General features: G+C 68.5%; 11 protein-coding genes, 2 tRNA genes and 1 other RNA gene. 6 read left to right on the top strand and 8 right to left on the bottom strand.

The annotated features are described in order from the left end of the window. Positions 1 to 88 precede the first annotated feature (88 nt). The 3 genes from ACX80W_RS16310 to mptB form a co-directional block, all read right to left on the bottom strand. A tRNA-Arg gene (locus tag ACX80W_RS16310) sits at positions 89 to 161 on the bottom strand. 71 nt (positions 162 to 232) lie between these two features. Beyond that, positions 233 to 649 (bottom strand): DUF3224 domain-containing protein, encoded by a 417-nt coding sequence (locus ACX80W_RS16305; protein ID WP_459285132.1) that lies wholly within the window; start codon positions 647 to 649, stop codon positions 233 to 235. Positions 650 to 731: 82 nt separating this feature from the next. Beyond that, the gene (gene mptB / locus ACX80W_RS16300; protein ID WP_459285130.1) at positions 732 to 2,234 is read right to left on the bottom strand and encodes a polyprenol phosphomannose-dependent alpha 1,6 mannosyltransferase MptB; all 1,503 of its coding nucleotides are present in this window, start codon (positions 2,232 to 2,234) and stop codon (positions 732 to 734) included. Between the two features lie 335 nt (positions 2,235 to 2,569). Between mptB and orn the strand changes: the two genes are divergently transcribed. The 4 genes from orn (at position 2,570) to def (ending at position 5,316) form a co-directional block, all read left to right on the top strand. After that, a complete protein-coding gene (gene orn, locus ACX80W_RS16295) occupies positions 2,570 to 3,172 on the top strand; it encodes an oligoribonuclease (protein WP_459285129.1) in 603 nt (200 codons plus the stop codon). Between the two features lie 144 nt (positions 3,173 to 3,316). Beyond that, positions 3,317 to 3,389, top strand: a tRNA-His gene (locus tag ACX80W_RS16290). Positions 3,390 to 3,524: 135 nt separating this feature from the next. After that, the gene (locus ACX80W_RS16285; protein WP_459285127.1) at positions 3,525 to 4,679 is read left to right on the top strand and encodes an acyl-CoA dehydrogenase family protein; all 1,155 of its coding nucleotides are present in this window, start codon (positions 3,525 to 3,527) and stop codon (positions 4,677 to 4,679) included. A gap of 64 nt (positions 4,680 to 4,743) precedes the next feature. Further along, positions 4,744 to 5,316: a peptide deformylase gene (gene def / locus ACX80W_RS16280; RefSeq protein WP_459285126.1), complete on the top strand. Its 573-nt coding sequence runs from the start codon at positions 4,744 to 4,746 to the stop codon at positions 5,314 to 5,316. Between the two features lie 47 nt (positions 5,317 to 5,363). On the opposite strand, the gene ACX80W_RS16275 is transcribed toward def, so the two are convergent. Both ACX80W_RS16275 and rnpB read right to left on the bottom strand, forming a co-directional pair. Further along, complete coding sequence (locus tag ACX80W_RS16275) at positions 5,364 to 6,641, bottom strand: MFS transporter (RefSeq protein ID WP_459285124.1); 1,278 nt, start codon at positions 6,639 to 6,641, stop codon at positions 5,364 to 5,366. Between the two features lie 154 nt (positions 6,642 to 6,795). Beyond that, an RNA gene (gene rnpB / locus ACX80W_RS16270) (RNase P RNA component class A) lies at positions 6,796 to 7,193 on the bottom strand. Between the two features lie 57 nt (positions 7,194 to 7,250). Between rnpB and ACX80W_RS16265 the strand changes: the two genes are divergently transcribed. Further along, on the top strand, positions 7,251 to 8,015 hold the full coding sequence (locus ACX80W_RS16265; RefSeq protein ID WP_459285122.1) for a YaaA family protein: 765 nt from the start codon (positions 7,251 to 7,253) through the stop codon (positions 8,013 to 8,015). A gap of 19 nt (positions 8,016 to 8,034) precedes the next feature. Here ACX80W_RS16265 and ACX80W_RS16260 read toward each other — a convergent pair whose 3' ends face one another. The 3 genes from ACX80W_RS16260 to ACX80W_RS16250 form a co-directional block, all read right to left on the bottom strand. After that, entirely contained in the window at positions 8,035 to 8,931 is an 897-nt protein-coding gene (locus tag ACX80W_RS16260; protein WP_459285134.1) for a reverse transcriptase-like protein, read from the bottom strand. Positions 8,932 to 8,993: 62 nt separating this feature from the next. Continuing rightward, positions 8,994 to 9,734, bottom strand: a complete 741-nt coding sequence (locus ACX80W_RS16255; RefSeq protein WP_459285120.1) for a zinc ribbon domain-containing protein — start codon at positions 9,732 to 9,734, stop codon at positions 8,994 to 8,996. 146 nt (positions 9,735 to 9,880) lie between these two features. Beyond that, positions 9,881 to 10,771, bottom strand: a complete 891-nt coding sequence (locus ACX80W_RS16250; RefSeq protein ID WP_459285118.1) for a Nif3-like dinuclear metal center hexameric protein — start codon at positions 10,769 to 10,771, stop codon at positions 9,881 to 9,883. Between the two features lie 173 nt (positions 10,772 to 10,944). Here ACX80W_RS16250 and msrA point away from each other — a divergent pair, with 173 nt between their 5' ends. Then, the gene (gene msrA, locus ACX80W_RS16245; protein WP_459285117.1) at positions 10,945 to 11,469 is read left to right on the top strand and encodes a peptide-methionine (S)-S-oxide reductase MsrA; all 525 of its coding nucleotides are present in this window, start codon (positions 10,945 to 10,947) and stop codon (positions 11,467 to 11,469) included. Positions 11,470 to 11,616: the final 147 nt, after the last annotated feature.

The raw sequence follows: 11,616 nt of genomic DNA, 5'->3' as shown, positions 1-11,616 counted from the left end.
GGCGGGGGCGGACTTTGGTCTGGGGGGGTTCGGTTCAAAAAAAGAGCGGCCCGAAGGGGTGGGGTCCCTGTTTGGGCCGCTTTTGAGGTGCCCCCGGCAGGATTCGAACCTGCGACCAGAGGATTAGAAGGCCCCTGCTCTATCCCCTGAGCTACGGAGGCAGCACGGCCAGTTTACTATGCCGTGCGGGACGGTCCGGATGCATCCGGGGCCGGAGGGCACGCCGTGGGAACTAGCTGGTGGGTTCGAAGGAAACCTTGAGCTCCAGCCGGTGCTGGCCGTCGGGGTCCTGGGAGTACATGGCCTTGCCGGAGATTCCGGCGAGTTCGTCGGTCCCGGAGCCGGGAACGATGTGCCCGGAGGCGGCGGCTTCGGAGCCGTGCGCCACGCCCCAGTGCTGGACGGTCATCGTGCCCGAGCGTCCGCTGACATAGCCGGTGAACTGCTCGGAGGCAACGTATCCCGCTCCGAGGTCGTTACCCGCCATGAGCAGTTCAGCGGTGCTCGTGCCGGAGATCTCACCGGTGAACACTTTCACTGCCCGCACCCGGGACAGCTCGCAGCTGCTTCCCTCCACCTGGTAAGGCTGGGGTTCCCATTCGGTGATCTCAAATTCGCCGCGGAACAGTGTTTCTTCTGATTCGGTCATCCCTTAAGTATCACCGCTGACGGGGGTGTCCGCATGCCGGATCGTTCCCCAACAGCCCGGCGGGACCGGCAGGACGCGTTCCTCAGCGCAGCGTTCCCGGTGCCCGGGGACGGAACCGCCGGCGGAAAAGGACCTTGGTGCGCGGGTCGAGGAAGACGAGGTAGAAGGCAAAGGCGAAGGCCACCACGGCGGCGATCTGGCGCGCGGCCGCGAGGCTGAACGCGAAGTAGGGGAAGATGTCCAACTGGTCCGAGATGGCGTAGATCATGAAGAAGGCCACGGTGAAGTACAGGGCCATCACCTGCCAGTCCTCGCGGATTCCGGTGACGGCGAACAGTGGGATGAGCCACACCACATACCACGACTGGATGATGGGCGCCAGCAGGACGACGGCGGCAAGTGCGAGCGCGAGCCGGCGCACCAGCCGGGAGTGGCTGCCGACGAAAATCTGGTAGGCGATGATGACCAGGGACGCCGCCCGGGCCAGTTTGTGCACGATGTCGGCGAGGAACCACCCATCCAGCCCCAGGGCGCCGGCGAGGGTGGCGACGACGAGTCCCAGGAAGCCGATCGGTGCGTACCAGATCCAGATGCTTCCCGGTGTGCTCAGCGCCCCGACCCAGCCGAACCCGAACCCGTTGATCAGCCCCAGAATCCACAGCAGGCCGAGCGAGAGCCCGGCGGTCACACCCCAGTAGAGGAACCTCCGCGGCCATGAGGCGCCCCTGCCGGCCCACATGAGCCCGATGAAGGGCAGGAATATCAGGGTGATCGGTTTGATCCCGACCGAGAGGGTGACCAGGAGGATCCCCCAGAGGGGGCGGCGGACGGCCGCGAGGTACAGGCCGGCGAGCGCCAGGCCCAGCATCAGCGCATCGTTGTGGATCGAGGCGACGAAGTTCGTGAGGAACAGCGGATTCGCGGCGGTCAGCCACAGGGCGCGGTTCGCGTTGATGCCGTGAAGGGCAGCGAGTTTCGGCACCATCAGCACGCACAGGGCCACCCCGGCCAGCGCGAGCACCCGGAAGAGGATGATCGAGAAGTCGGGCTGGCCCCCGGTGATGCGGACCACGGCCTCCTCCAGCCAGAGGAACACCGGCCCGTAGGGGGTCGGACTCTGTGCCCAGAGGTCGTCGGCGCCGATCTGCAGGTAGTTCGAAATCTGCGAGTAGCCGTCCTTGTACGGGTTCAGGCCCGCGACCATCACCTGCCCCTGGGCGATGTAGGCGAACACATCGCGGCTGAACAGCGGCAGCGCAACAGCCATCGGAGCGGCCCACGCGATCACCGCCTTGATGACGTACGGGCGAGTCTCCGGCCCCCATCCGTTCAGGCGCTGTCCGAGGCGCAGCCAGGACCGGACTAGCAGCATCCCGCCGACCGCCAGCACCAGCACCGACACCACGGCCCCGACCGGTTCGAACCTCAGCCAGATGATCAGCGGTATCCGCCGCAGTTCGACCGAGGCGAGGGAGAGCCACCCGACGCCAAGCGAGCCGGCCCACATGAGCATCGAGCCGATGAATCCTTGGAGGATCGCCGTGTTCGGGCGGTCGACGCGCGGGGCCGATGAGGGCTCAGTCACTGGGACCTGGGCGGTCATCTACGGATATCCAATCGTTGGTCGGCACTGGCGGGGCTGGGTGCACCATTTCCCTCGATCAACAGCGCGGGATCGGACGACGGAGAGGAACGAGCGGGCACCCGGTGGTTCCCGATGCACGAATCGGGCGGCCCGGAGGTTCCGGTCCAGCCCTTCGCGGGGATCGCCCAGACTGCCTCCAGATTAGCACCGGGCCCGCCGGCCGGGCCGTCCGGAACCGGACCGGGGGGCGGTGCGGGCGGCGGGCCGAGGGGGGAGCCCAGACGGGCCGCGGGTGGTCACCCGGGCGGGCCGCGGCAGCGCGGTACATTGGTCGGGTGCCAATCTCAAATGAACATATTGTCTGGATCGACTGCGAAATGACCGGGTTGAACCTCGAGACCGACGCGCTGATCGAGGTGGCGGTCCTGGTCACCGATTCGGAACTCAACGTCCTGGGGGACGGCGTCGACGTCGTCATCACCCCGGACCCGGCAGCCCTGGCGCAGATGGGTGACTTCGTCCGCACGATGCACACCACCTCCGGCCTGCTGGAGGAACTTCCCGGGGGAATGTCGATGGAGGAGGCCCAGGAGAAGGTCCTCGCCTACATCAAGGAGTGGGTGCCGGAGCCCCGGAAGGCCCAGCTGGCGGGAAACTCCGTCGGGACGGACCGCAACTTCCTCGCCCGGGACATGCCGGAGGTCATCGACCACCTCCACTACCGGATCATCGATGTCTCAACCATCAAGGAGCTGGCGCGCCGCTGGTTCACCCGCGCCTACTTCCAGGCACCGGCCAAGCTCGGTGGACACCGGGCGCTGGGCGACATCCAGGACTCGATCCGTGAACTGCGCTACTACCGCCGTGCGGTATTCGTGCCGAGCCCCGGTCCGGATTCCGCGGCGAGCAAGGCCCTGGCGCAGGAACTGGACGCCTGACCGGCCGGTCCGGACGCCAGCTAAGGCGCGCTGGACGGGGGTGGTGCAAAAGCATCCGAAAAAGTGTGTAAACTTGTTTCCGCTGCCTTTAGCAAAGTGTTCCGGGCCTGGTGAAGACCGGGCAGGGAACGAAGAGGCTGCATGGTGGGTATAGCTCAGTTGGCAGAGCGCCTGGTTGTGGTCCAGGAGGTCGCGGGTTCAACCCCCGTTACTCACCCGAAGAGGCCGGACGCGTCAGCGGCCGGCACAACAAGCCGCCCCGGAGATCCTCCGGGGCGGCAGTTGTTTTTTCAGGGTCGACGCAGGCCCGCAGGAGTACCGGACCATTGACACCGCTGTGGAGGAATGCCGCATGGAACGCCGAGTGTTCGAAGAGGATCACGAGCTTTTCCGCGAAGTTGCCCGGGAGTTCAACGTGCGGGAGGTCGCTCCCCATTACGCGCAGTGGGACAAGGAACACCGCATGCCGCGCCGGCTGTGGGAAGCCGCCGGCGAGCAGGGCCTGCTTGGGATGGCCGTGCCGGAGGAGTTCGGCGGGGCCGGGATGGCCGATTACCGGTTCCGGGCGGTCCTCGACGAGGAGTTCGCCCGGAGCAACCACCTCGCCGTCGCCCTCGCCTTCCACCTCCACGACGATATGGTCCTCCCCCACCTGCTCGCCTACGGGTCCGATGACCTGAAGGAGCGATGGCTGCCCGCCATGGTCTCCGGGGAGAAGGTCACCTCGGTCGCGTGGACCGAACCCGGTGCCGGCAGCGACCTCCGCGGAATCCGCACCAAGGCGGTGCGCGACGGCGACGACTGGCTGCTGAGCGGGCAGAAGACCTTCATCGGCAACGGCATCACCGGCGACGCCTCGCTCGTACTCGCCCGCACCGACGGCGGGAGCGGGCGCGGCGCCAGCGACTCCTTCTCGCTGTTAATGGTGGAGAAGACCGAGGGGTACTCCACGGGCCGCCAGCTGGACAAGATGGGGCTGAAGGCCTCGGACACCGCCGAACTGTTCTTCGACAATGTCCGGGTGCCGGGCAACAACGTCGTCGGCGAGGTGGGCTCCGGCCTGCGCTACAGCCTCGAGCAGCTCCCCCAGGGCCGGCTGGGCATCGCCGTCGCCTCCGCCGCCGTCGCCCGCGCGATCTATACCCAGACCCTCACCTACACCCGTGAGCGCAACGCCTTCGGCGAGCGGGTCCTCGACTTCCAGAACACGCGGTTCGAACTCGCCGACATCCTCACCGAGGTCGAGGTCACGGAAACCTATGTCGACTCCGCCGTGGCGGCCTTCAACGAGGGCAGGCTCGACGCCGTCTCCGCGGCGCGCGTGAAGCTCTGGGCCAGCGAGCGGGTCAAGTCCATCACCGACCGCTGCCTCCAGCTCCACGGCGGGTACGGCTACATCCTCGAGTACCCCGTCTCGCAGGCGTTCCTCGCCGCGCGCCTGCTGACCATCTTTGGCGGCACGAGCGAGATCATGCGTGAGACCGTGGGACGCTCGATCGCCCGGTAGCGCACCACCGACCACCATCCCGGGAGGACCACTGGCCTGCCTCCCGGCCCCACCGGAAGGACCCATGGCTGTTCACCCAGTGACCATCGTCGGAGAACCCGTCCTGCACCGCAGGGCGGCCGAAGTCGAACGATTCGATGATGAGCTCCGCACCCTGATCGCCGACATGTTCGAAACCATGGACAAGGCGAACGGCGTCGGCCTTGCCGCCCCGCAGATCGGGGTGGGGCTGCGCGTCTTCGTCTACGGCATGGCCAACGACGACGGCGTTCCCCCGCGCGGCGTCCTGGTCAACCCCACGCTTGTTACCTCGAAGATCTCCGGCGCCGAGCCGGACCCCGAGGAGGAGTCCGAGGGGTGCCTGTCCGTGCCGGGTGAGGCGTACCCGCTGAAGCGGGCCGACTGGGTGAAGGTGACCGGCGTCGACGGCGACGGGAAGCCCGTCGAGTTCGAGGCGACGGGCTGGTTCGCCCGGTGCATGCAGCACGAATACGACCACCTCGACGGGAAGCTGTACGTGGACCGGCTCAACGCCCGCCACGGCCGGAAAGCCAAGAAGGCGCTCAAGACCAACGGATGGGGCGTTCCGGGCCTCACCTGGCTGCCGGGGGTCGACCCGGATCCGTTCGGCCACTGACGCCACCGCACGCCGGCGGCCGGGCGGCTGACGGCATCAGGCCGGCGTCAGGCGCGGGCGCTGTCCGGTTCCGGTGCCGGTTCGAGGTCCTCGAGCCGGCGCACCCTGCGCAGCGGCCCCAGCAGGGCGACGAGCGGGGCGCCGCAGGCGATGAGGACGCCGATCAGGACCGCTTCGCGCACTCCGAAGAAGTGGGCAAGGGTCCCGGCGGCGAAGCTCGCAAGGGCCAGCATGCCCCAGCTCACCGTCCGGGACGCGGCGCCGAGCCGGCCCATCATCCCGGGCGGGCAGACCTGCTGGCGGAAACTCGTGCCGACGACGATGTTCCAGGCCACGGACGCGCCCATGACGAACATGCCGAGTACGCCGATCAGCATCCCCCAGCCCGGGGTCATCGCGAGCAGGGACCCGTAACCCAGCACTCCGGGCACCATCGACAGGCGCCACAGCGGGCCGGACCCGAACCGCTCGCTCATGGGCTTCGCGGTGATTCCCCCGACGGCCCCTCCCACCGAGGCGCTGGCGAGCAGCAGGCCCAGCCACACCTCGGACTCGCCGAGGGTGCGCAGTACCAGCAGCACGATCAGGGAGGCGGCGATGTTTCCGCCGAGGTTCCACAGCGCCGCATTGAAGAGGATGGCGCGCAGGGGTCCCGTGCTGAAGGTGTACTTCATGCCGTCGGCCATGTCCCGCAGCAACCGGTGGTCGGTCCGGACGGGTTTCACCTCCTGGACCTTCAGGCGCGAGACCGCCGCAAGGGAGGCCAGTGAGGCCCCCACCTGCACCAGGAGCGAGTTGGACGCCCCGGCGACCGTCGTCAGCCAACCGGCCAGCGAGCGTCCCGCGGCGTCGGCGGCGGCCCCGGAGCCGGTCATCAGTCCGTTGCCCTCGACGAGTTCATCCCTCGACACGGCCTGCTGCACCAGCGCCGTGTCGGCGAGGTTGAAAAAGACGGACGTGAGGCCGGCCGCGAACGCGACCGCGAAGAGGTGGACCGTCGTGAGGACGCCGAGCCAGTAGGCCAGCGGAAGGGTGAGCAGGACGGCGACCCGCACGGCCAGCGACCAGAGGATCACCTGCTTCCGTGGGAGCCGGTCCACCCAGACGCCGATGACGAGGCCGAAGAGCAGCCAGGGCAGGAACACCATCCCGGCGAGGGCGGCGACTTCGAAGTTGCTGGCGTTGAGTTCGACGGCGGCCACCACGGGCAGTGCCACGGCCGTCACCGCATTGCCGAAGACCCCCGCCGTACCCGAAATCCACAGCGCCCGGAAGTCCGCGTTCCGCACCAGGAGGTGCCTGCGCGGCGGGGCGGTGTCGGTCATTGACACAGAGTAGCGGAGCCGCTGTGATTACTATCACTCGGGCAGGGCAGCGGAAAGAAATTGTTTGGCTCGGGTTGACCCTTTTACCAATTCTGCCTATTGTGCCCGTCGGCATTACCGGGCGGTAACCTGCCCCGCGACCGGCGCCGTTCGGGGGATGGGCCGACCGGTACGCCGGGTTCTGTTCTCCCGCGCCGTTGCCGGTGCGGGAGCGGCGGCCATCCATCTACGAGCGCCGTTGCCGACGCCCTCCAGCGGCCTACCCGGACACTCGGGCGAGCAGCCCTCGAACGCGCCCTGTCTGGCCTTGCTCCGGGTGGGGTTTACCGAGCCATGCCGGTCACCCGGCACGCTGGTGGTCTCTTACACCACCTTTTCACCCTTACTTCCGACGGCCTCGAGGGCCGTGGAAAGCGGTCTGCTTTCTGTGGCACTGGCCTGCGGGTTACCCCGAGTGGGCGTTACCCACCACCCTGCTCTGCGGAGCCCGGACGTTCCTCGGTGGCTGCGGCTCTTTCGACCCTCAGCCAACGCGGCCGCCTGGTCGACCCATCCGCTTCCCAGTGTACGGTGAACACGGCCGCCCGCCGGAATCGGTAAAGTAGACAGGTGCTGATTCTGCTTCCCCCGTCCGAAGGCAAGTCCGCCGCGGCGCAGGGCGTGCCGGTCTCCCTTGACGACCTCCATTTTCCCGAACTCAATCCTGCCCGCGCGCAGGTCCTGCAGGCCCTCCGTGAAGCCAGCGCCGCGGCCGACGCCCACGAGGTCCTCGGGGTGGGCGCATCGCTCGGGGCGGAGGTGCTGCGCAACACCGTCCTGCACACCGAACCGGCGGCCCCGGCCCACAGCATCTACACCGGGGTGCTCTACGACGCCCTGGACTACAACGGCATGACGCCCGCGCAGCGACGCAAGGCCCGCGAGCACATCGTCGTCGTCTCCGCGCTCTGGGGCGCCGTGCGGTTCGGCGACCCGATTCCCGCCTACCGCCTGTCGATGTCGGTGACGCTTCCGGGGGCGGGCCGGCTCGGATCCTTCTGGAAGGGCGTCCTGGACGGCCCGCTGCGTGCCCACTCCGAGGGGAACCTCATCATCGACTGCCGTTCGAGCACCTACGCCTCGGCCTGGACCCCGCCGGTGGAACGCACTGTCACAGTAAACGTCTTCTCCGAGCGGAACGGAAAGCGCACCGTCGTCTCGCACTTCGCCAAGCACACCCGCGGCGCGCTGGCCCGGCACCTGCTGACCCGCAGGGGCAAGGCACCGGCCACCCCGGCACAGCTGCTCGCCGCGGCGCAGGAAGACTGGCGGGCCGAACTCGAGCCGGCCGCCGGGAATAAGCCGGCGCGGCTGAACCTCATCCTCGACGCCTGAGGCGGGGTGCACCGGCGGGTCAGGCCTCCCCGGCGACCAGCTCGACCTCGAACCCTTCGGCGTTCTCGAGGTACGCGGCGTAGTGCTCCGCTCCGCCGGCGAAGGGGTGCCGGTCGGGGAAGAGCAGCGTCCAGCCGTGGCTGGCGGCACGCCGGGCCAGGAGGTCGACCTCGCTGCGCGAGCCCGCCTGGAAGGCGAGATGGTTCAGCCCCGGCCGGCGGCGCTCGTGCGCGGCGGCCTGGACATCGGGGCCTGCCTCGAGCACGAGGTAGAACCCCTCCCCGCTGTAGCTCACACCGTGGGCCCAGGAGTCCTTCTCGGTGAATCCCAGGCGCTCCAGCAGCCAGCCCAGGCTCTGCCGGGCGGCGTCGAGGTCGGCCACCCAGACCTCGAGGTGGTGGAGCCTTCCGGGCCTGCGCGGCGGCGCGGCCTCGGGGGCGGCGTCGGGCGCCGGCGCGGTGGCCGTTAGTCCCTTTACAGTGCGCGGTTTCCACGGAACCCCCGCCATGCCGGCGTCCATCGCCTCGTTCGAGAGCCGGTCGGCGTCCTTGTTCCGCTCCCGCGGGATCCACTCGTAGGTCACCCGGCGCGGATCGACGATCTTCCGGGCCCGGGCGGCCAGGGTGCGCATGTCGGCGTGCTTGATCTGCCAGCGGCCGGACATCTGCTCCACGACGAGCTTGGAATCCATCTTCACGTGGATCCGGCTCACCGGGTTGATCTCGTGGGCAAGCTCCAGCCCCGCCACGAGGCCCGAATACTCGGCAACGTTGTTCGAGGCCTTGCCGATGTACCCGGCCTTCTCGACGAGGATGGCGCCGGTCTTCGGATCGCGCACCAGGGCCCCGTAGCCGGCGTGGCCCGGATTCCCGCGGGAACCGCCGTCGGCCTCGACGATCAACAGGGGCGCCTCCACCGACGGGTCGGCACCGGCACGGGCGTGGGGGTCGAACAGTTCAGCATCAAATCCCACGGGCGTCAGTGTCCCCACTCCGCGGAGCGCACGAGGATCGACCCGGAGTCGGGGCACATCACGAGGTCGTCGGGGGCCGCCTTGGAGATGTCGGCGAGGTCGCCCGGGCTCAGCTGCATGCCCGAACCCTCGGATTTTCCGTGGAAGAGCCGCGCCGCCCCGACGCCGCGCCGGGCGAGCGTCTTTTCGTAGAGGCCGAGCAGCCCGGCCTCGAAGGTGGCGGCAAGCTCGTCGCGCTGGGCCTGCACCCCGGCGCGCTGGGCCCGAAGGTCCTCGAGTTCGGCGTCGCGGGCGGCCTCGAGGGTCGCGAGCTCGCTGCGGACTGCGTCGGTGCGCTGCTGGACGGCCTGCTGGTCGGTGCGGGCCTGCTCGAGCCGCTCCATGACGTCGAGTTCGACGTCTTCGAGGTCGGACCGGCGGCGGGTCAGGGAGGCCACCTCGCTCTGCAGGGCGGTGAGGTCCTTCGAGGTCCCCTGCCCGCTGTTGAGCCGCTGCTCGTCACGTTCCAGGCGCACGACGACGGCCTGGACATCGTCCTCGGCGCGCGTGAACTCGCGCTCGAGGTCCGCCAGTTCGGTGGTGGCCTTGACCAGTTCGCCGTCCACGGTGGCGACCTTCGCCTGGAGGGCGGCGATCCCGGGGTTGTTGAGCACCACCGCTGCCTGCCGCTGGAGCTGGTTCAGCCGGGAGTCAAGCGCCTGCAGATCCAGCAGTCGCAGTTGTTCCTCTGGTGGAGCCTTGGCCACGGTTAACCTCCGGTGTGTGGGCGACGGACTTTCCTTCTAGCCTATTGCACCGCAGGCCGGGCCCTCCACGTAACCCCGGCCCGCCCGCGGTCCGTACAGCCTCGCGGGCCGGCGGCCGGCCGTTCCGGGCAACGCCCCCGGGTCGCTCAGGGATGGCCGGGTGTGAGGACGAAGTCCCAGGGGTCGGTGTTGACGCTGCTGACCCGGATGTCGGTGAGGAACCCCTGGTCCGTCAGGACGTTGCCGAGCGCCGCCGCGGCCGGCGTGAGCCAGAGCCACTCGCTGCCGAAGTGGGAGACGTCGATCAGGTAGGGGCGCCCGCCCGCGGCGCGTTCGCGGGCTTCCGACGCCGGGTGGTGGCGCAGGTCGGCGGTGACGAAGACGTCGGCCTGGCTGGCGCGCACGGCGTCGAAAAGGGTGTCGCCGGCGCCGCCGCAGACGGCAACCCTGCGGATCAGCCCGTCCTTATCCCCGGCGACCCGCACCCCGCCGGCCACCGAGGGAAGGATGGAGAAGACCGACTCGGCGAAGTCGGCGAGGGTCGTGGCCTCGGGAAGGTCGCCCACCCGGCCGATGCCCTCCTCGGGCAGTCCGTCCTGGGAGCGCACGAGCGGCTTCACGTCGGCCAGCCCGAAGGCATCGGCCAGCACGTCGGACACGCCGCCCACTGCGCTGTCCCCGTTGGTGTGGACGGTCGCCAGGGCACAGCCGCTCTCGATGAGCCGATGGAGCACCTCCCCCTTGGGGCCGGAGGCGGCCACCGAATTCACCGGCTTCAGCAGGAGCGGGTGGTGGGAGATGATGAGCTGCGCACCCCACGCGAGGGCCTCGTCGATCACCTCGCTGGTGGGGTCGACGGCGAAGAGGACACGGCTGGCTTCGGCGTCCGCGCGCCCGGCGACCAGCCCGACGGCGTCCCAGTTCTCGGCGAGGGTTTCGGGCCAGAGTTCCTCGATGGCCAGGAGGATGTCCCCGACCGTCGGAACCGATTCAGTCCCGTTCGGTTCCGGGCTGGATGGCTGCTGGTTCTCTTCCATAGCACCAGTTGTACCCCGCCCTCCGCGCCACCGACCAATTATGTGGTCTCGGTCAAGTACGGCGTGTCGCGCCCGGATCGGCCGGAAGCGCTGGTATCGGATAGCCGGAAGATGCGCCTGTGACACGTGCCACGGATGGGAATTACTGGGGCGTCCCGCGCATTGTACAAGGTATGAAAACTTTTGTACTTGGCGGAGGCTGCTTCTGGTGCCTCGACGCCCTCTACCAGAAAACCCGCGGCGTAACGGCGGTTGTCTCCGGCTACACGGGCGGCCATGAGAGCCACCCCGACTACGACTCGGTCAGCGCCGGCACCAGCGGCCACGCCGAGGTCGTCGCCGTCACCTTCGACGAGAGCATCATCCCGGAGGAAGTCATCCTCGACATGTTCTTCATCTCACACGACCCGACCACGCTGAACCGGCAGGGCTACGACGTCGGCACCCAGTACCGGTCCTCGATGTTCTACCAGGACGCGGAGCAGCAGGAAGTCTTCGAGAAGGCCATCCAGCGCAATCAGGACAAGTGGAGCAATCCGATCGTCACCGAGCTGACCCGGCTCGGGGCCTTCCACGAGGCCGAGGAGTACCACCAGAACTACTACGCGAAGCACCCCGAGCAGGGCTACTGCCAGGTGATTATCAACCCCAAGCTCGCCAAGGCGCGCAAATATTACGCAGAATGGCTCGTCGCGTAGTCGGAGGAGTTGCCGGGAACTAGGCTGACCTCGGCAGCCCCAGGGCCTGCCTTCTTTCTTTCACCGCCGTCCGCGGCAGGAAAAGGTCCCCCCGTCCTTTCCCCGCCAAACAAACCCAGCAAGACCACCCCACGGCAAGGAATTTCC

Source organism: Arthrobacter melezitosi (genome assembly GCF_054511055.1).
This window is presented reverse-complemented; position numbering and strand designations above follow the sequence as displayed.